This window comes from Roseobacter sp. GAI101, assembly GCF_000156335.1.
Classification (GTDB): Bacteria; Pseudomonadota; Alphaproteobacteria; order Rhodobacterales; family Rhodobacteraceae; genus Sulfitobacter.
On sequence record NZ_DS999213.1, the window covers coordinates 1,495,414 to 1,513,739 of the forward strand.

16 protein-coding genes are annotated in these 18,326 nt (G+C 60.1%); 3 read left to right on the plus strand and 13 right to left on the minus strand.

All coding sequences use genetic code 11. From position 1 onward, the window contains the following. Nucleotides 1-31 precede the first annotated feature (31 nt). Nucleotides 32-2,161, minus strand: a complete 2,130-nt coding sequence (scpA, locus tag RGAI101_RS07050; RefSeq protein WP_008227365.1) for a methylmalonyl-CoA mutase — start codon at nt 2,159-2,161, stop codon at nt 32-34. Further along, nucleotides 2,124-3,134 carry a hypothetical protein gene (locus RGAI101_RS07055; protein ID WP_254655251.1) on the minus strand — a complete coding sequence of 337 codons (1,011 nt, stop codon included), beginning with the start codon at nt 3,132-3,134 and terminating at the stop codon, nt 2,124-2,126. The genes scpA and RGAI101_RS07055 overlap by 38 nt, the downstream gene beginning before the upstream one ends. A gap of 99 nt (nt 3,135-3,233) precedes the next feature. Between RGAI101_RS07055 and RGAI101_RS07060 the strand changes: the two genes are divergently transcribed. Next, nucleotides 3,234-3,695 (plus strand): DUF4174 domain-containing protein, encoded by a 462-nt coding sequence (locus RGAI101_RS07060; protein ID WP_008226311.1) that lies wholly within the window; start codon nt 3,234-3,236, stop codon nt 3,693-3,695. Between the two features lie 85 nt (nt 3,696-3,780). Here RGAI101_RS07060 and RGAI101_RS07065 read toward each other — a convergent pair whose 3' ends face one another. The 6 genes from RGAI101_RS07065 to RGAI101_RS07085 all read right to left on the minus strand — a co-directional run bounded on the left by RGAI101_RS07065 (nt 3,781) and on the right by RGAI101_RS07085 (nt 9,154). Continuing rightward, on the minus strand, nt 3,781-5,826 hold the full coding sequence (locus tag RGAI101_RS07065) for an acetyl-CoA carboxylase biotin carboxylase subunit (RefSeq protein ID WP_008228461.1): 2,046 nt from the start codon (nt 5,824-5,826) through the stop codon (nt 3,781-3,783). A 116-nt stretch (nt 5,827-5,942) separates the two neighbouring features. After that, nucleotides 5,943-6,149: a hypothetical protein gene (locus RGAI101_RS07070; RefSeq protein WP_008228504.1), complete on the minus strand. Its 207-nt coding sequence runs from the start codon at nt 6,147-6,149 to the stop codon at nt 5,943-5,945. A gap of 175 nt (nt 6,150-6,324) precedes the next feature. Then, nucleotides 6,325-6,672, minus strand: coding sequence for a hypothetical protein (locus RGAI101_RS07075; RefSeq protein WP_008228900.1), 348 nt, complete (start codon nt 6,670-6,672; stop codon nt 6,325-6,327). Nucleotides 6,673-6,759: 87 nt separating this feature from the next. Further along, complete coding sequence (locus tag RGAI101_RS22130) at nt 6,760-6,903, minus strand: hypothetical protein (protein WP_008226068.1); 144 nt, start codon at nt 6,901-6,903, stop codon at nt 6,760-6,762. A 214-nt stretch (nt 6,904-7,117) separates the two neighbouring features. Beyond that, nucleotides 7,118-7,495, minus strand: coding sequence for a DUF6497 family protein (locus tag RGAI101_RS07080; protein ID WP_008226003.1), 378 nt, complete (start codon nt 7,493-7,495; stop codon nt 7,118-7,120). Between the two features lie 126 nt (nt 7,496-7,621). Beyond that, nucleotides 7,622-9,154: an acyl-CoA carboxylase subunit beta gene (locus RGAI101_RS07085; protein WP_008225413.1), complete on the minus strand. Its 1,533-nt coding sequence runs from the start codon at nt 9,152-9,154 to the stop codon at nt 7,622-7,624. 195 nt (nt 9,155-9,349) lie between these two features. On the opposite strand from RGAI101_RS07085, the gene RGAI101_RS07090 reads away from it, so the two are divergent. Together RGAI101_RS07090 and RGAI101_RS07095 are read left to right on the plus strand one after the other, a co-directional pair. After that, on the plus strand, nt 9,350-10,540 hold the full coding sequence (locus RGAI101_RS07090; protein WP_008226774.1) for a multidrug effflux MFS transporter: 1,191 nt from the start codon (nt 9,350-9,352) through the stop codon (nt 10,538-10,540). A gap of 72 nt (nt 10,541-10,612) precedes the next feature. Further along, a complete protein-coding gene (locus RGAI101_RS07095) occupies nt 10,613-12,013 on the plus strand; it encodes a helix-turn-helix domain-containing protein (RefSeq protein ID WP_037229207.1) in 1,401 nt (466 codons plus the stop codon). On the opposite strand, the gene RGAI101_RS07100 is transcribed toward RGAI101_RS07095, so the two are convergent. The 5 genes from RGAI101_RS07100 to betI form a co-directional block, all read right to left on the minus strand. Further along, nucleotides 12,014-12,703: a thermonuclease family protein gene (locus RGAI101_RS07100; protein WP_037227631.1), complete on the minus strand. Its 690-nt coding sequence runs from the start codon at nt 12,701-12,703 to the stop codon at nt 12,014-12,016. It lies immediately after the preceding gene. 108 nt (nt 12,704-12,811) lie between these two features. Next, nucleotides 12,812-14,470 carry a choline dehydrogenase gene (gene betA, locus RGAI101_RS07105; RefSeq protein ID WP_037227633.1) on the minus strand — a complete coding sequence of 553 codons (1,659 nt, stop codon included), beginning with the start codon at nt 14,468-14,470 and terminating at the stop codon, nt 12,812-12,814. 260 nt (nt 14,471-14,730) lie between these two features. Next, nucleotides 14,731-16,182, minus strand: coding sequence for a betaine-aldehyde dehydrogenase (gene betB / locus RGAI101_RS07110; protein ID WP_008227058.1), 1,452 nt, complete (start codon nt 16,180-16,182; stop codon nt 14,731-14,733). A 49-nt stretch (nt 16,183-16,231) separates the two neighbouring features. Continuing rightward, entirely contained in the window at nt 16,232-17,740 is a 1,509-nt protein-coding gene (gene betC, locus RGAI101_RS07115) for a choline-sulfatase (protein WP_008224890.1), read from the minus strand. Next, a complete protein-coding gene (betI, locus tag RGAI101_RS07120) occupies nt 17,737-18,312 on the minus strand; it encodes a choline-binding transcriptional repressor BetI (protein ID WP_037227636.1) in 576 nt (191 codons plus the stop codon). Before betI ends, betC begins: the two co-directional genes overlap by 4 nt. Nucleotides 18,313-18,326 lie beyond the last annotated feature (14 nt).

The window sequence follows — 18,326 nt, forward strand, 5'->3', positions numbered from 1 at the left end:
CAGTGGGACGCACATGCCCCTCAACCCAGCCCTACCCTCGCGCCTCGCGGATAAGTTTCAGGATATCTTCTGCCGCCTTGGGGATGTTCGTCCCTGGCCCAAAGATCGCTTTGACCCCGGCGTCATACAGAAACTGATAGTCCTGCTGCGGAATGACGCCGCCACAGATCACCAGAATATCCTCGGCCCCCGCCTCTTTCAGCGCTTTGACCAGTTGCGGTGCCAATGTCTTGTGGCCCGCCGCCTGCGATGAAATCCCGATCACGTGGACATCATTGTCCACCGCATCCTGCGCCGCTTCGGCAGGGGTTTGGAACAGAGGACCGACGTCGACGTCAAATCCGATATCGGCAAAGGCGGTCGCGATCACCTTGGCCCCGCGATCATGGCCGTCCTGGCCCATCTTGACCACCAGCATCCGGGGACGGCGGCCTTCGGCTTCGGCGAAATCCTCGACCGATTTCTGGATCTCGGCAAAACCGCTATCGCCCTCATAGGCCGCGCCATAGACGCCGGCCAAGGTCTTGACCTCTGCGCGGTGACGGCCGAATTCGCTTTCCATTGCCATGCTGATCTCTCCTACTGTTGCGCGGGCGCGGGCGGCTTCGACGGCCCCGTCAAGCAGATTGCCGCCCTCTTTCGCGCGGCGGCTCAATTCCGCCAGTGCTGCGGTGCACGCGGCCTCGTCGCGATTGTCGCGTACGGTCTTCAGACGTTTGATCTGGCTGTCGCGCACGGCGACGTTGTCCACATCCAGAATATCAATCTCGTCTTCGGTTTCACGGCGGTACTTGTTGACGCCCACGATCACGTCAGTCCCGCGGTCGATCTTGGCCTGACGGGTGGCAGCGGCTTCCTCGATGCGCAGCTTGGGCATGCCCGACGCCACAGCCTTGGTCATGCCGCCCAGTTCTTCGACCTCTTCGATCAGCTTCCAGGCAGCTTCCGCCAGATCGCTGGTCAATTTCTCGACGTAATAGCTGCCTGCCAGCGGATCGACGACATTGGTCACGCCGGTTTCCTCTTGCAGGATCAACTGGGTGTTGCGGGCGATGCGCGACGAAAATTCGGTCGGCAGGGCAATCGCCTCGTCCAACGCGTTGGTGTGCAGCGACTGCGTCCCGCCCAAGACCGCCGACATCGCCTCGTAAGCGGTGCGGATCACGTTGTTATAGGGGTCTTGTTCCTGCAAGGACACGCCCGAGGTCTGGCAATGGGTGCGCAGCATGGCGGATTTGGGGTTCTTGGGTTGGAATTCATCCATGATGCGCGACCACAGCAAACGGGCAGCGCGCAGCTTGGCGGCCTCCATGAAAAAGTTCATGCCGATGCAGAAGAAAAAGCTGAGGCGCGGCGCAAATTTATCCACGTCCATGCCGGCGGCAATCGCCGTGCGCACATATTCGCGGCCATCGGCAAGGGTGAATGCCAGCTCCTGCACCAGGTTCGCGCCCGCTTCTTGCATATGGTAGCCGGAAATCGAGATCGAGTTGAACTTCGGCATGTAATCCGAGGTGTATTCGATGATGTCCCCGATGATCTTCATCGACGGTTCAGGCGGGTAGATATAGGTGTTGCGCACCATGAATTCTTTGAGAATGTCGTTCTGGATGGTGCCCGACAGGACCGATCTGTCATGGCCCTGCTCTTCGCCCGCGACGATGAAGTTCGCCAGAATCGGAATGACGGCACCGTTCATCGTCATCGACACCGACACCTTGTCCAGCGGGATGCCGTCGAACAGGATCTTCATGTCCTCAACGGAATCGATTGCAACGCCGGCCTTGCCGACATCGCCTTCGACGCGGGGGTGATCGCTGTCGTAGCCGCGGTGCGTCGCCAGATCGAAGGCGACGGAAACGCCCTGCTGGCCTGCCGCCAGGGCGCGACGATAAAAGGCGTTGGATTCTTCAGCAGTCGAAAAACCCGCATATTGCCGGATCGTCCAGGGGCGGCCTGCATACATCGTGGCCTTCACACCACGCGTGAAAGGGGCCGCGCCGGGCACACCGCCCATGTGGTCAAGCCCTTCGACATCTTCCGCAGTATACAGCGGTTTGACGTCGATGCCTTCAAGGGTGTGCCACGTCAGGTCGTCAATGCTGCGGCCACGCAGTTCGGCCTCAGCCAGATTGCGCCAGTTTTCTGTGTTGGCTGTCATGGTGTTGTCCTTCTTTCATGTCGCCCGCTGGCTGGCTTTTGCCTGCTCTTGTACGGGGGGTATCCTCTGTCAGGGTGGCCAGACCATCGGCCCCGGCAGTAAGCCAGAACAGATCGTCTGCGTATGTTTCGCGCATCATTGCCGACTGCGCCCCGGTGAACGGGTGCCAGCGGCCTGTCCCATCCGGCAACAGGTCCGGATCATCGCCCCGTTCGGCCAGGATGGCGCGCAATGCGGGCAGGTCGGGGGAGCGGTTAAGCCAGCGCGTCTGGCTGTCCTTGGGCGCATCAATGCCCGTGGCCTGCGCCAGAAACGCCTTGGGACGGCCCGCGAATTCCTCGTAGGTGGTGACCTTGATTTCCGCGTGCGGCACGGCACAGGCAAGATCAATGATAACGTCGCGCCAAGTCCGCGCCATCGTGGCAAGTTTGTCCAGCTTGGCCTGTGTCGGCACGCAGGCCCCGCGTTGCACGCTATAGGCCGCAGCCGATTCCCACCAGCTTTCAGGCGACCGGATCGTCAGCACGATCTGGTTAATACCACCCCCGAACGCGGCATTATACCGCGCCATCCGTTCACCAACAGAAGGGAACAGCAATCCGGTCCTGACACAGTGCCGCGACGTCCCGATCATGTTTTCGTCGGTGATCAGCAGCTTTTTGACACCCCTCGCCCGCGACTTCTCAAGCTGCAAGGCGATCCGACCGCGCACGCGGTCGAGCGATGGGCGCTTGACGGTGGCGACAGGTCCGGGAAAAAGACCTGAAAACAATCCGTTACGGGTCCTCAATGGCCCCCAAAGGCCTGTTCCGGTGGCAGAGATCGTGGCACCATGTTCCCGCAGATAGTGTTGAAAACTCGTGGTGGCCGTACGATGCGCCCCGACATGCAAGATGATTTCCATAAGCTTTCCGCCCAACCTTCGCAAACCGGCCAGAACATCCGGCCTATCAATCGCTACGAGGCTATTCATGGCGCGCCACATGTTGCGTTAAGCTTAACAGAGGCTTTGGACAGATTGTGCATCGCAATTGTGCCAAGGCCGACTATATCAAGGGAAACGGGAGAAAAGATGAAACGTGTTATAGCCCTTGTTTTTGCAGGATTGTTTGCCGCTACGGCGTCTGCACAATCGGCCACTGAACCACAGGAAACTGACCTGTTTTTACAGGCAGATATGGACGATTTAAGTGAATTCCACTGGAAAAAGAGGCCGGTTCTGGTCTTTGCGGACAGCGAAGACGACCCTGCCTTCCAGGCGCAGATGGAACTGCTGCGCGAACAGCCCGACGATTTACGGGCCCGTGACGTCGTCGTTCTGACCGATACGGACCCTGCTGCGCGCAGCCCGCTGCGGCTGAAAATGCGGCCGCGGGGTTTCATGCTGGTGCTGGTGGGCAAGGACGGAGAGATCAAGCTGCGCAAACCACGCCCGTGGGATGTGCGTGAAATCACCCGCAGCATCGACAAGATGACCATCCGGCAGCGCGAGATACGCGATGCCAAAGAGAAGTCCGGAAAGATTTTCGACTGATACGCCCCCATAACCCGCCCCATCGGCGCGGCGTGGACCGCCGGGCCGATGGAGAGAGATATGCGCGCGTCACAGGCCATCGGGTCTATTCAAACTCGATGATGATATCGTCGACAGCCAGACTGTCCCCCGCAGAGGCGTTGATCTTGAGAACGACGCCCTTCTTCTCGGCGCGCAGGATGTTCTCCATCTTCATCGCTTCGATCGTGCACAGGTTCTGGCCTTCCTGAACCTCGAAACCGACCTCGACGTCGATCTTGACGACCAGGCCCGGCATTGGGCACAACAGCAGCTTGGACGTGTCAGGCGGCAGCTTTTCGGGCATCAGACGGGCCAGTTCGGCCTGCCGCGGGTTGCGCACATGCACCTTGATATCCGCACCGCGCGCCCGAACACGGAACCCTCCCGAGATTTTGCCGACCTTAAAGATCAGCGGCGCGTCGTTGACGGTCATCGTCGCGAGTTGATCGCCCGGTGTCCAGTCTCCTGCAACCCGTAGGGACGTGCCATCTTCAAATGTGACGGTCGCGCCCTTCGGGTCTGCGTCAATTTCCACATCATATGATTGCCCCTGAAGCGCGACATTCCACGCCGAACCGACCTTGCGTTCATGGTTGTCCATGCGGCCCGACACGCGGGTGCGACGGATTTCGCCGACGCGGTGCATGGCCGCAGTCGCGGCTGCAATCCGGCGCAACTCGGCTTCGGGCAGATCAACGCCGCTGAAACCGTCGGGGTACTGTTCTTCGATAAAGGCGGTCGTCATATCGCCCGCGATAAAGATCGGGTGATCCATCACGGCAGACAGGAACGGCAGGTTGTGCCCGATGCCTTCAACCTCAAAGCTGTCAAGCGCGACGCGCATCGCCTCGATCGCCTCGGCCCGCGTGGGGGCCCATGTGCAAAGCTTGGCGATCATCGGATCGTAGAACATGCTGATCTCGCCGCCCTCATAGACGCCGGTATCGTTGCGCACGGCCACGTCGCCTGTCGGAGCATCGCCTTGCCATTTGCCATTGACCTGCATCGGGCCTGCCGCGATTTCCATCGGTGGACGATAGCGGGTCAGGCGACCGATCGAAGGCAGGAAGCCGCGATAGGGGTCTTCGGCGTAAAGACGGTTTTCGATGGACCAGCCGGTCAGTTTCACGTCGTCCTGCGTCATCGTCAGCTTTTCACCGTTGGCGACGCGGATCATCTGTTCGACCAGATCAACGCCCGTGATCAGTTCGGTCACAGGATGTTCGACCTGAAGGCGGGTGTTCATTTCGAGGAAGTAGAAATTCCGGTCACCGTCAACGATGAATTCGACCGTACCGGCACTGGTATAGCCAACAGCCTGGGCCAGGGCGACAGCCTGTTCGCCCATCGCTTTGCGGGTCGCTTCATCAAGGAACGGCGAAGGCGCTTCTTCAACGACCTTCTGGTTGCGGCGCTGGATCGAACATTCGCGTTCGCCAAGATAGATGCCGTTGCCATGGGAATCGCACAGCACCTGAATTTCGATGTGACGCGGTTGGGTCACGAATTTCTCGATAAAGATACGGTCATCGCCAAAGCTGTTGGCGGCTTCGTTCTTGGACGACTGGAACCCCTCGCGGGCCTCTTCGTCGTTCCACGCGATGCGCATGCCCTTGCCGCCCCCGCCCGCAGACGCCTTGAGCATGACGGGATAGCCCACATCATTCGATATTTTCACGGCCTCGTCCGCATCTGCGATCAGGCCCATATAGCCGGGCACCGTCGATACGCCCGCTTCCTGAGCGATCTTTTTCGAGGTGATCTTGTCGCCCATCTTTTCGATCGCACCGACGGGGGGGCCGACAAAAGCGACGCCTTCGGCGGCAAGCGCCTCGGCGAATTTCGAATTCTCGGACAAAAAGCCATAACCCGGATGCACGGCCTGCGCGCCGGATGCCTTGATCGCCGCCATCACCTTGTCGATGACGATATAGGACTGGTTGGCGGGCGACGGACCGATGTGGATCGCCTCGTCCGCCATTTGCACATGCAACGCCTGCGCATCCGCATCGGCGTAAACCGCGACGGTCTTGATGCCCATCTTTTGCGCAGTCTTGATGACGCGGCAGGCAATTTCGCCCCGGTTGGCGATCAGGATCTTATTGAACATGGGCTGTCCTTCTGGGTCTTGAGGGAACGGAAAAACCCCGCTTCAGCACAGGCTGAGCGGGGCAATTTTGACGTGTATTTGGAAAGTCGACGCGCGCCGTTACGACGCGCGCTGAATTAGTTGCAGCGCACAGCGCCGGACTGACAGGCCAGCACGTTGGCACCAGCGCCAATGGCTGCGCCCTGAACCAGACTACCGCCCGTGAGAGCCGCTGCACCGGCACCCACTGCGCCGCCGCCAAGGGCTTGCTTGCCGAGCGTATCGCCACATGCGGCAAGGCCTGCACAGGCGGTAATGACGAGGATGATGTTTTTGACTGACATGGGATTGATCCTTTTGGTCCGTTCTGTTCTGCGACTGGTATATACGACCAAACGCAGAACAGAACCGATGGTTCCGCCGATGATGTGGATTTGCCACGGCCCGGCAGGAATTCAGGCGCAAATCCGCCAAGCGTGCAGGTCTGGTCTGCGGAATTCTGCTGAGCGGTCATGACAATCAATCCTCGAACACGTCAGGATAGGACGCGCGGGCAAGATTGACGTTGATCACCAAAAGCGCCTCGTAGTCTTCTGGGTCAAAGGGGTCTTGCGCCGGGACCACTTCGCGGCCGAATAGCCACGACAAGCGGCCTGCATCCAGATTGCCACGCTCGAAAGGTTCGTCGCCAAAGCATTCCCACAAGGCCTGCATGAATGCAGTATCCGCGCGCCGGTCAACCGACTTGCGGTCAGAGCGACGTTCGCGCCGGGTCAATGGGGTCACGCCCTTGGGGTTGGCGCGCCGGATGGTGAATTGAAAGTCCGAACCGGGCATACGCCCCGGAAAACCGCGATGTTTCAGCATGATGCCCCCCGAACAAAAAGGGCCACCCGCGCCATGTCAGCTATGGCGTGTGCGAGGACAGACGCGTGCGCCTGCCCCCGGCAAGTCTTACTTGTACTTGCCTGTGTATACTGGCTCAACCGAGATGGGCTCGGGTGCGACAACAACATATTCTTCTTGCTGCTTGGGGGCACAGGCCGAAACGGCTGCGATAAGGCCGAATGCGGCCAAAAGTGTGATGCTCTTTGACATCTAAGTCTCCTGTCACTGTTTGAGGGGCCCGACACTGCCTCATGCCGATTGGACCCGTGATTTGCGGTAAGGGATACGTGGGTATTCCTTGGAAATACATTACCGCATGCAGGTTGAATTGCATACGGGGGTCTTTCTGATCGGCGACATTGTGACTCCAAAGCCGCAGTTTGCGGGGCGTATGACGGCCCCCGCGCAAGATGTTGTGGTTGCATCATAAAGCCTCCCAGATACAGGTGTCACCATTGACGCGAAATGCTTCGAAAAACTGAGTGGCATCCGGGTCGACGGCCCCGAATTCCGTTACACGGTCCGCCAGAGAGATCACGATCATATCGCCTGCCAGCGCATACTGCGCCATGTAGGGGATCACCAGCGTGTCGCATAAGAAAGCCATGTCGGGTCCCGCCTGCGCATGGCCGATGTGCCCTCCGTCTCGTGCGATCTGGGGGGCTGTAAACCGAAACCGCAGCCATGTTTCGGCACCGATTTCATCGACCAGCACTTCTTGCAGGTCGACGGGCTGTCCCGACGGCACGTCGATGGCCAGCGCAGGCGTCGCAGCAAGAACAAGGGCGGCGGCCAGTTTCATATGGTCGCGCGTCCCGCCTGTCGCGGCGTTTGTGTAGGGTGCTGTATCGAAAACGCTGTCACGCGGGTCTCCTGTCGCGCCGAAAGATCTTATGCCTTCGGCGAGGATATTTAAGAGCCAGAGAAGTCAGAGCGGGATGTTATTGTGCTTTTTCCAAGGGGTCGCGGCCTTCTTGTTGCGCAAGGATGCAAAGGCACGGGCGATGCGTTTGCGGGTCATGCGCGGCTGGATCACCTCGTCGATAAAGCCGCGTTCGGCGGCGACGAAGGGATTGGCGAACCGTTTTTCATAGTCCGCCGCATGACTCGCGATCTTTTCAGGGTCCTTGAGGTCAGCACGGTGGATGATTTCCGTGGCCCCCTTGGCCCCCATCACCGCGATTTCGGCGGTGGGCCAGGCGTAGTTGAAATCGGAGCGCAGATGCTTGGACGCCATCACGTCATAGGCACCGCCATAGGCTTTGCGCGTGATGACGGTGACCATGGGCACGGTTGCCTCGCCGTAGGCGAACAGCAGTTTTGCGCCGTGCTTGATCACGCCGCCGTATTCCTGGCTTGTGCCCGGCAGAAAACCCGGAACGTCGACCAGCGTCAGCAGCGGAATTTCGAAGGCGTCGCAGAAGCGGACAAAGCGTGCGGCTTTGCGGGAGCTGTCGATGTCCAGGCACCCCGCCAGCACCATTGGTTGGTTGGCAACAACGCCGACCGTGCGGCCTTCGATGCGGATGAAACCGGTCAGGATGTTCTTGGCATAGTTTTCCTGGATCTCGTAGAAATCACCCTCGTCGGCAAGCTTGTGGATCAGCTCTTTCATGTCGTAGGGCGTGTTGGCGTTGCTGGGAACCAGCGTATCCAACGATGCCTCGATCCGGTCCGGATCATCAAAGAACGGACGGACGGGCGGTTTTTCGCGGTTGTTGGCCGGCAGGAAATCGACCAGACGGCGCACTTCGGCCAGCGCTTCAACGTCGTTCTCGAAGGCTGCGTCGGCCACGGAAGATTTGCGGGTATGTGTCGACGCGCCGCCCAGCTCCTCGGCAGTGACCTGTTCGTTGGTCACAGTCTTTACAACATCTGGACCGGTGACGAACATGTAGGACGTGTCTTTGACCATGAAGATAAAGTCGGTCATGGCCGGGGAATAGACAGCACCGCCCGCGCATGGCCCCATGATCAGGCTGATCTGTGGAATCACGCCGGACGCTTCGATGTTGCGCTGGAAAACTTCGGCATAGCCGGCAAGGGATGCGACGCCTTCCTGGATGCGCGCGCCGCCGGAATCGTTGATCCCGATGACAGGCGCACCGTTCTGGATCGCCATATCCTGAATTTTGCAGATCTTTTGCGCGTGGGTTTCGGACAGCGAGCCGCCAAAGACCGTGAAATCCTGACTGAACACATAGACCAGACGCCCGTTGATCGTGCCCCACCCCGTGACGACACCATCGCCTGCGGGCTTTTGCTGATCCATCCCGAAGTCGGTGCAGCGGTGGGTGACGAACATGTCGAATTCCTCGAACGACCCGTCGTCCAAAAGAAGATCAATGCGTTCGCGCGCGGTCAGCTTTCCCCGCCCGTGCTGGGCGTCGATGCGGTTTTGACCACCGCCCAGACGGGCCTCTTCGCGACGATCTTCAAGCTGTTCCAGGATATCTTTCATGACGCACCTCTGCTAGATTTGGGGCATCCTAGCTTTTGAAGCGCGACAACCAAAGCCCATTTTAGTAAATTTGCATACTTTATACACGGGCAGTTTTGTTAATTGCAAATTTGCGAATAAGCTTTAACGTTCTAGACAAAATTCAACCACAGGCATAATTGCATTTGCATGGATAGCGCAAAACCCGTCCGATTTATGGACAAAACCAGTCCGCCGCATATTTCAACGCTGATTCTGCTTTCGGGCATAGGCGCGCTGGCGATGAACATGTTTTTGCCAAGTCTGCCCGCGATGGCCGAGTATTTTGGCACAGACTACGCCGTAATGCAGCTTTCTGTACCGCTTTACCTTTTGTTCAGCGCAGGCTTGCAGCTGATCATCGGACCGGTTTCAGACAATCTGGGGCGGCGCAATGTGCTGCTTTGGGGGCTGGGCATCTTTATGATCGCAAGTCTGGGCTGCATTTACGCACCAACCACCGGCGTGTTTTTGTTCTTTCGCTGTATGCAGGCAATTGTGGCGGTGACCATGGTGCTGAGCCGCGCAGTGGTGCGTGACATGTTCACCCAGGACAAGGCCGCGTCGATGATCGGCTATGTCACAATGGGGATGGCGCTGGTGCCGATGATCTCTCCCGCCGTGGGTGGGATTCTGGATCAGGCTTTCGGCTGGCAATCGACGTTTTGGGCCATGTTCGCCATTGGCGGCATCGTATTTGCTGTGACGTGGTATGACCTTGGCGAAACCGCGCTGGCATCGGGCAAATCCCTTGCCCAGCAATTTGGCGAATATCCCGAATTGCTGCGCTCACCGCGGTTCTGGGGCTATTCCATGGCGGCAGCCTGCTGTTCGGGCGCGTTCTTTGCCTACCTTGGTGGCGCACCTTTCGTTGGCAGCGAGGTTTTCGGAATGGAGCCGGCCGAACTTGGGCTGTACTTCGGCGCACCGGCGGTCGGCTATTTCGTTGGCAACTTCATCACCGCACGGACGGCGACAACTGTCGGTGTCAACACGTTGGTGCTGTGCGGCTGTCTGGCCAATGCGGTCGGCGGATCGGTGTCGATGCTGATCTTTCTTGCCGGTTACGGCTCGCCCGTCACCTTCTTCGGGATGATGACGCTTGTGGGGCTTGGCAACGGCCTGTGTATTCCCAATGCGACCGCGGGCCTGCTGTCGGTACGCCCGCATCTGGCAGGCACGGCATCCGGTCTGGGCGGCGCAATCATGATCGGTGGCGGCGCAGGGCTCAGCATTCTGGCAGGGTCGTTGCTCAGCACCGAAACCGGGGCCTACCCGCTTTTGTGGATCATGCTGCTGACCGCCGTGGCGGGTGTGGCGTCGATCCTTGTGGTGATCCAACGCGAACGAAAGCTTGGCATCCGCTAAGGCACCCTTGCGGACAGGGCTTTGCAAAGCTACTTTGATGCAAACGATCACTTTGCAAAGTTGGTGTTCCGCGTGGCGATACAAAAGCTCTATGCAGGCGCAAAGTTGCGTGAGGTCAGGCTGCGGCTGAACCACACGCAAAAGGATTTCGCCGCCAAGCTGGGCGTGTCCCTGCCCTATCTCAACCAGATGGAAAACAACAACCGGCCCGTCAGCACCACAGTTGTGCTGGCGCTGGCGTCGGAATTCGGGATGGACGTTACCGAACTGTCCAGCGGCGATGGCGAACGCCTGATCAGCGACATGCGCGAGGTTCTGTCCGATCCACTGTTTGAAGGCGACAAGTTACCGCTTGCCGATCTGCAACTTGCCGCGTCAAACGCACCAGGCCTGGCGCGCGCCTTCATCAAGCTTCACCAAAGCCACCGCCAGACCCACGAACGCCTTGCTTCACTGGACGAAGCGTTGGGCCGCGAGGATGCCCGCCCGACCCCCAGCCCTTGGGAGGAAGTGCGCGACTTCTTTCATTATTGCGACAATTACATCGATTCCGTCGACCGCGCGGCAGAACATTTCGCGCGCAAGGGCGCGGATGCCGCAGGGTTGCAGCGCAGGGCGATTGACGCGTTGAAAGCCTTGGATATCACCGTCCAATTTGACGATGTCGAACCGTTGCGCCGCTTTGCTCCCGAAACGCGTGTGCTACACCTGTCGTCCCGCGCGCCGCGTGAAACGCAGACGTTTCAACTGCTGCTCCAACTGGCCCTGACGCAGCAGAACAACCTGCTTGAGGCGACATTGGACCTTGCGCGGTTTCACAGCCCAGCGGCCCGCGACATCGCCAAGATCGGTCTGGCCAATTACTTTGCCGGGGCCGCCCTGATGCCCTATGCGACGTTCCTGGAAAGCGCGCAAACCTGCCGTCATGACCTCGAGGTGCTGGCCGGAAAATTCGGGGCCTCGATCGAACAGGTCGCGCACCGTCTGTCGACGTTGCAGCGGCCCGGTTCAAAGGGCATTCCGTTTTTCTTCGTGCGCGTCGATCAGGCGGGCACCATCACAAAGCGCCATTCGGCCACACGGTTGCAATTTGCGCGGTTTGGCGGCGCTTGCCCGTTGTGGAACGTGCATAGCGCCTTTGAAACGCCGGGGCGGTTCCTGCGCCAGTTGGCGGAAACACCGGACGGCGTGCGCTATATCTCATTGGCGCGCGACATCTCGAAACCTGCGGGGCGGTTCGGGGCCCCGGTGCGGCGCTACGCGATTTCGCTGGGCTGCGAAGTGCGCCATGCAGCGGCGCTGGTCTATGCCGACGGGATGGACACGACCCGCGCGTCGGCGTTCGAACCTATCGGGATTTCCTGCCGGATTTGCGAGCGGAAAGCCTGTCATCAACGGTCTGTCCCGCCGCTGGAGCGGCAGCTGGTGGTCGACCCGAACTTGCGTGATGTCTTGCCCTATCAGGTCGAATGATCAGCGTTTGGCCGCACGCCAGCCTGCCGCGCGCGCTTCGGCCGCTGAACAGAACCATCGTTCACCTTTGTCCGAGCGGATCGACGTCCGAACGTAGTCGCGCTGCCCTTCGGAATGGTAAATCCGGGTACCTTTGGCGCTGATATTGCCTTTGATCGTGCAGCCTTCCTGACCGGTCCTTTTGACAGGAACAGCCTTGCGCGCCTTCTTTGCCGCGCGAAACGCTGCCGGGCGGATCAACTGGTAGGCATGGATGCCCCGTGCGTTGCGAATGGCTGCGGCCTCGACCGCGACGTAGTCGGCCGAATATCGCGCGTAGGCAAAGGCGAGCCCCTTGGCGACCAGATCCTGCCCCATGTCCACGCCTGATACGGCGCAACGCGCCACCATGCGCCCGTAGCGGTCGGTATCGACACGCCGACAGCTTGCCTGCCGCCCTTGATAGGTTTCGCGCACTTGACCCGACACCCAGTCGCCGCACAAAGCCACCTTGCCCCGGGTCGTCGTACAGGTCTGATCGCCCTCGGGCGCGTCGATGCCGAACAGGCGGATGCGGGTACCGTTCACGTCTATCGTATCGCCGTCAATGACCACTATTGCCCCGCTGATCCGTGCCTCGACAGCGGCGGCGGGGGGCGGGGCAAGGCCGAAAGCGGCCAAGGCGAACAAACAGGAAGCTATTTTCAACATACCCCCGCAGTGGTCCGGCTGCCCGGACCATTCAAGGGGTTTTGTTAACTTAAGTTAAATTTTGGTTAACTTTTCGGTACCTTTTCGCTTTGACGTTAACCTTTCTGTCTAACGCTGCGACGTTTCCCAATCAGGATGAATCCAGGGCGCATCATTTGACGCCGCCAGCGGGTCCAGTCCCAGAACGTGATCCGATATCTTTTCGCCCACCATGATCGACGGCGCATTGAGGTTGCCATTGGTGATCCGTGGAAAGATCGAACTGTCGGCCACGCGCAGCCCGTCAACGCCGATCACGCGGCCTTGGGGGTCGACGACGGCCTCTGGGTCATCGGCCCGGCCCATACGGCAGGTGCCGCAAGGGTGATAGGCGGATTCTGCATGTTCACGGATAAAGCCGTCCAGCTCCGCATCGGTTTGCAGCGCGGCACCGGGCTGGATTTCATGTTTGACGAAAGGCTTGAAGGCATCCTGGCCGAAAATCTCGCGGGTCAGGCGGATGCAGTTGCGAAACTCCTCCCAATCCTTTTCCTGCGACATGTAGTTAAAGAATATCTTGGGATCCTCCGCAGGATCGCTGGACGCCAATGTGACCGCCCCCCGCGAGGTTGACCGCATCGGGCCGACATGGGCCTGAAACCCATGCCCTTCGGCGGCGGCTTGCCCGTCATAGCGCACGGCGATAGGCAGGAAATGATACTGGATATCGGGGTATTTCACACCGGCTCTGGACCGTACGAAAGCTGCCGATTCAAACTGGTTCGACGCGCCCATGCCGGTTTTCGTGAACAACCACTGCGCCCCGATCACGGCCTTCGAGAAGATATTCCAGTGTTTATACAGGGTGATCGGCTGGCTCGCGGCCATCTGGATGTACAGTTCAAGATGGTCCTGCAGGTTCTGGCCGACGCCGGGCCGATCTGCCACGACCTCGATCCCATGCTCTGCCAAATGCGCTGCGGGACCGATGCCAGACAACATCAACAGCTTGGGCGAATTGATCGACGACGCGGCCAGGATCACTTCGCCACTGGCGCGCAAAACCTCTCGCTTACCTGCCCGCCGCACCTCGACCCCCACGGCACGCCCGTCTTCGATCACGACGCGCTGTGCAAGGGCGCGGATCACCTCGACATTGCCGGTCTTCTGCGCGGGCCGCAAATAGGCGTTCGCCGCGGACCAGCGCCGGCCCTTCCAGACCGTCTGTTCCATCGGGCCAAAGCCCTCTTGCTTTTCACCGTTGTAATCGTCGGTCGCCTCGTATCCCGCCTGCTTGCCTGCCGCGACGAAAGCCTCGAACAGGGGGTTCTCGCGGGGGCCCCGGCTGACGTGCAGCGGGCCGTCGGTGCCCCGCCAATCAGGATCGCCGCCGTGACCGTTGTGGTGCCACGTCTCCATCCGCTTGAAATAGGGTAGGACATCGGCATAGCCCCAGCCATCGGCCCCCTGGTCGGCCCAATGGTCGTAATCCATCGCATGTCCGCGCACATAGACCATGCCGTTGATCGACGACGACCCGCCGATCACCTTGCCGCGTGGGCAGGCCAGACGCCGGTTGCCCAGATGCGGTTCGGGTTCTGAGGTATAGCCCCAGTCATAGCGTTTCATGTTCATCGGGTAGGACAAGGCGGCAGGCATCTGGATGAAAGGGCCCGCATCGCTCCCGCCATGTTCGATCACCAGAACCTTGCGCCCGGCCCTGGCCAGACGATAGGCCATTGCGCATCCGGCGCTGCCCGCGCCAACAATGATAAACTCAGCTTGCATCCCCAGCTCCTTCTCGTGAGTCTCAGGCGGGTCAAGGATGCCGTGAGGCACCGCGCATCTGCGCGGCTTGTCCTTGAGGCGCATGGGACTCGCACCTTAAAATTGATCAGGTGACTTGAGGATCGGATTGATCCCTCAAGCACCTCTCAGCAAACAAACATCTCGCCCGCAACGCCCCCAGCCATCAAGCAGGTGGGCTCAGGGCGCATCACATGCCAATGACCGAATGCGCGTCAGCGCACCTTTGGATCACGCCGGCGTCAGAAGGGCGCTTCCATATCGCCCATGCGCACGTAGACGGATTTGATCTGGCTATAATGTTCGATCGCCGCCTTGGAATTCTCGCGGCCCACGCCGGAATTCTTCATGCCCCCGAACGGGGCTTCGACCGGCGCGTCGTTATAGGTGTTGATATAGCATGTCCCGGCCTGGAAATTGGCCGCGACGCGGTGCGCACGGGCCAGATCGCGGGTAAAGACACCGGCAGCAAGGCCGAATTCCGTGTCATTGGCCCGCGCCATCACGTCATCTTCATCGGTGAAATCAAGCACGGACATGACCGGCCCGAAAATTTCTTCGCGCGCGATGATCATGTCGTCGGTGACATCGGCAAAGACGGTTGGCTGCATGTAGAACCCGTCGCCGTCGATCGCCTTGCCGCCATAGACCAGCCGCGCGCCCTCGGCCTTGCCCTTTTCGATATAGCCAAGCGCGATGTCCAGCTGACGTTTGGACACCATCGGCCCAAAGCTGGTTTCGGGGTCCATCGGATCGCCAATCACCGCCCCGTCCAGCCGTTCGGCCAACCGTTTCAGGAATGCTTCCTTGATGTCTGCATGTACAAAGACCCGCGTGCCGTTCGAACAGACCTGACCGGAGCTGTAGAAGTTGCCCAGGATCGCGCCGCTGACGGCGTTTTCGATGTCGGCATCCTCGAACACGATGATGGGGGACTTGCCGCCCAGTTCCATCGTGACCGCTTTGATGCCCGACGCCGCAGCCGCATAGACCTTGCGGCCCGTGGGGACGGAACCTGTCAGGGATACCTTGTCGACGCGCGGGTCGCTGACCAGCGATGCACCCACCTCGCCCATGCCCTGCACGACGTTGTAAAGGCCCGCAGGCAGGCCTGCTTCGTGCAAAATCTCGGCCACTTTCAGCGCGCAAAGCGGCGTTGTTTCCGACGGCTTGAAGATGATCGCATTGCCACACGCCAGCGCGGGCGCGCCCTTCCAGCAGGCGATTTGCGTCGGATAGTTCCATGCGCCGATGCCCACGCACAGACCCAACGGTTCGCGGCGGGTATAGACCCAGTCTTCGCCCAGTTGAATATGCTCGCCGGTCAGGGATGCCGCGATCCCGCCGAAATACTCCAACGCATCCGCCCCGCTGGTTGCATCCGCCACCGATGTTTCCTGATAGGGTTTGCCGGTGTCGTAGGTTTCAAGGATCGACAGGTCGTGGTTGCGCTCGCGCATGATGTCGGCGGCGCGGCGCAGGATACGGCCCCGTTCCGTGCCGGTCATCGCAGCCCATGCCACCTGTGCCGCCCGTGCCGAGGTGATGGCCTGTTCAATGACATCGGGCGTGGCGGCATGCACGGTGGCAATCACTGCGCCTGTCGCGGGATAGATGACCTTGATCGGTGTTCCGCTGGTGTCTTCGACATAGGCACCGTTGATGAAATGGCTGGCGGTGGGTTGGGTATGCATAGTTCTCTCTCAATTCGGTTCTGCGCCCCGCGCGGGGGCCGGACAGCGGTTACTCCCCGCGGGGGAAGCGCTTGTTTTCTTCCAGAACATTCAAGTCCATGTGATTGCGCATGTATTGCTCTGACGCCTTGCGCAGGGGCTGGTAATCCCAAGGGTAATAGCCCCCTTCGCGCAGCGCCTCGTAGACGACCCAGCGGCGGGCCTGGCTTTTGCGCACATCGGCGTCAAAGGCGTCCAGATCCCAGCGGGCATCGGCCTTGGCGCGCAGGGTTTGGCGCGTGCCCTGATGGGCGGGTTCTTCGGCCAGATTGGTCAGTTCGTGCGGGTCGGCGTCCAGATCGAACAGCTGGTCGGGGTCCAGCGTGCAGCGGTTGTATTTCCACTTGCCATAGCGCAGCGATACCATCGGGGCTTGCGTGCCTTCGGCGGCGTATTCCATGGCCACAGGTTCGGTGCGTTCCACCCCCTGCCCCATGGGGACCAGCGACTGGCCGGTGGTCCATTCCATCACCTCGTCCATCGACACGCCCGCAAGATCACATAGCGTCGGGCAGACGTCGATATTGCTGACCGGTGTTTCGTTCAAACCGGGCTCCATCTGCGGGGCTGCGATCATCATCGGCACGCGCGACGAGCCTTCGAAAAAGCTCATCTTGAACCAAAGGCCGCGTTCGCCCAGCATATCGCCGTGGTCCGACACGAAGACGATGATCGCCTCTTGCCGGGTATCCTCGAGGGTTTGCAAAATCTCGCCGATCTTGTCGTCAAGATAGCTGATGTTGGCGAAATACGCCTGGCGGGACCGTTTGATGTTGTCTTCGGTGATGTCAAAGCTGCGCCAGTCATTGGCATCAAAGATCCGTTTGGAATGCGGGTCCTGCGCTTCATAGCCCAGATCGGGCACCTGCGGCAGCAGATGGTCGCAGTCGTTGTACAGATCCCAATATTTCTTGCGCGCCACGTAAGGGTCATGCGGGTGGGTAAAGCTGACCGTCATGCACCACGGGCGATCATCAAGGCCCCGCGACAGATCGTAAATCTTGCGCGTGGCCTCGAAGGCGACGGCATCGTCATATTCCATCTGGTTGGTGATCTCGGCCACGCCGGCACCGGTCACCGATCCCATATTGTGATACCACCAGTCGATCCGTTCACCGGGCTTGCGGTAATCCGGCGTCCAGCCGAAATCAGCGGGATAGATGTCGGTGGTCAGGCGTTCCTCGAACCCGTGCAGCTGGTCGGGGCCGACGAAGTGCATCTTGCCCGACAGGCAGGTGTGATAGCCCGCGCGGCGCAAGTGATGTGCGTAGGTCGGCACGCTGGACGGAAATTCCGCCGCGTTGTCATAGACCCCCGTGGCGCTTGGCAATTGACCGGACATGAACGCCGCACGACCCGGCGCGCACAGCGGGCTGGCGGTATAGGCGTTCTTGAAACGCGTCGACCGTGCCGCCAGTTTCTTGAGGTTCGGCGCTTGCAGCCACTCTGCCGGACCATCGGGGAACAGCGTGCCGTTCAGCTGGTCGACCATCAGGATCAGGATGTTGGGTTTTGTCATGACTGGCCCCCTACCAAGGTGGCAAGCAGCGCCTGCGCCTGCGCACAGGCCTGCTTTGAACTGCCACTGTCGGACAGGGCCGCGCGCAGGTACAGCCCGTCAATCAGGGCCGCCAAGGTTTCGGCGTCCTGTTCCGGCTGGACCGAGATCGGCCGCAGCGCATGGGTCAGGTTCGACCGCAGCCGCGCCTGATAGACAACCAGCAGACGGTAGGTCTCAACGTTGGTGCGCGAGGATGCATAAAGCGTCATCCAGGCGCTGACCGTCGCGGGATCAAAACAGCTTTCGTCGAAACTGGCGCGAATGATCGCTTCGGCACGTTCCAGCGGCTTTTTAGCCTGACGCAATTCGCGGCGGACTTCGGCGCTGTATTCGGACAGGATATAGCGCATGGCGGCCAGAAATATCTGGTCCTTGCCGCCGAAATAGTGATGTGCCAATGCCGAAGACATGCCCGCACGCCGCGCGATCTGGCCCACGGTGACGTCCAACGATTGCGCTGCCCCGATTTCGGCGATCGTGGCCTTGACCAAGGCATCGCGGCGAATGGGCTCCATTCCAAGTTTGGGCATGTAGAATCCTAGCA

What these genes read in the sequence shown, in the direction of transcription:
- scpA (WP_008227365.1), bottom strand. Translation starts at nt 2,161, where the DNA reads ATGACAGCCAACACAGAAAACTGGCGCAATCTGGCTGAGGCCGAACTG.
- RGAI101_RS07055 (WP_254655251.1), bottom strand. Translation starts at nt 3,134, where the DNA reads ATGAATAGCCTCGTAGCGATTGATAGGCCGGATGTTCTGGCCGGTTTG.
- RGAI101_RS07060 (WP_008226311.1), top strand. Translation starts at nt 3,234, where the DNA reads ATGAAACGTGTTATAGCCCTTGTTTTTGCAGGATTGTTTGCCGCTACG.
- RGAI101_RS07065 (WP_008228461.1), bottom strand. Translation starts at nt 5,826, where the DNA reads ATGTTCAATAAGATCCTGATCGCCAACCGGGGCGAAATTGCCTGCCGC.
- RGAI101_RS07070 (WP_008228504.1), bottom strand. Translation starts at nt 6,149, where the DNA reads ATGTCAGTCAAAAACATCATCCTCGTCATTACCGCCTGTGCAGGCCTT.
- RGAI101_RS07075 (WP_008228900.1), bottom strand. Translation starts at nt 6,672, where the DNA reads ATGCTGAAACATCGCGGTTTTCCGGGGCGTATGCCCGGTTCGGACTTT.
- RGAI101_RS22130 (WP_008226068.1), bottom strand. Translation starts at nt 6,903, where the DNA reads ATGTCAAAGAGCATCACACTTTTGGCCGCATTCGGCCTTATCGCAGCC.
- RGAI101_RS07080 (WP_008226003.1), bottom strand. Translation starts at nt 7,495, where the DNA reads ATGAAACTGGCCGCCGCCCTTGTTCTTGCTGCGACGCCTGCGCTGGCC.
- RGAI101_RS07085 (WP_008225413.1), bottom strand. Translation starts at nt 9,154, where the DNA reads ATGAAAGATATCCTGGAACAGCTTGAAGATCGTCGCGAAGAGGCCCGT.
- RGAI101_RS07090 (WP_008226774.1), top strand. Translation starts at nt 9,350, where the DNA reads ATGGACAAAACCAGTCCGCCGCATATTTCAACGCTGATTCTGCTTTCG.
- RGAI101_RS07100 (WP_037227631.1), bottom strand. Translation starts at nt 12,703, where the DNA reads ATGTTGAAAATAGCTTCCTGTTTGTTCGCCTTGGCCGCTTTCGGCCTT.
- betA (WP_037227633.1), bottom strand. Translation starts at nt 14,470, where the DNA reads ATGCAAGCTGAGTTTATCATTGTTGGCGCGGGCAGCGCCGGATGCGCA.
- betB (WP_008227058.1), bottom strand. Translation starts at nt 16,182, where the DNA reads ATGCATACCCAACCCACCGCCAGCCATTTCATCAACGGTGCCTATGTC.
- betC (WP_008224890.1), bottom strand. Translation starts at nt 17,740, where the DNA reads ATGACAAAACCCAACATCCTGATCCTGATGGTCGACCAGCTGAACGGC.
- betI (WP_037227636.1), bottom strand. Translation starts at nt 18,312, where the DNA reads ATGCCCAAACTTGGAATGGAGCCCATTCGCCGCGATGCCTTGGTCAAG.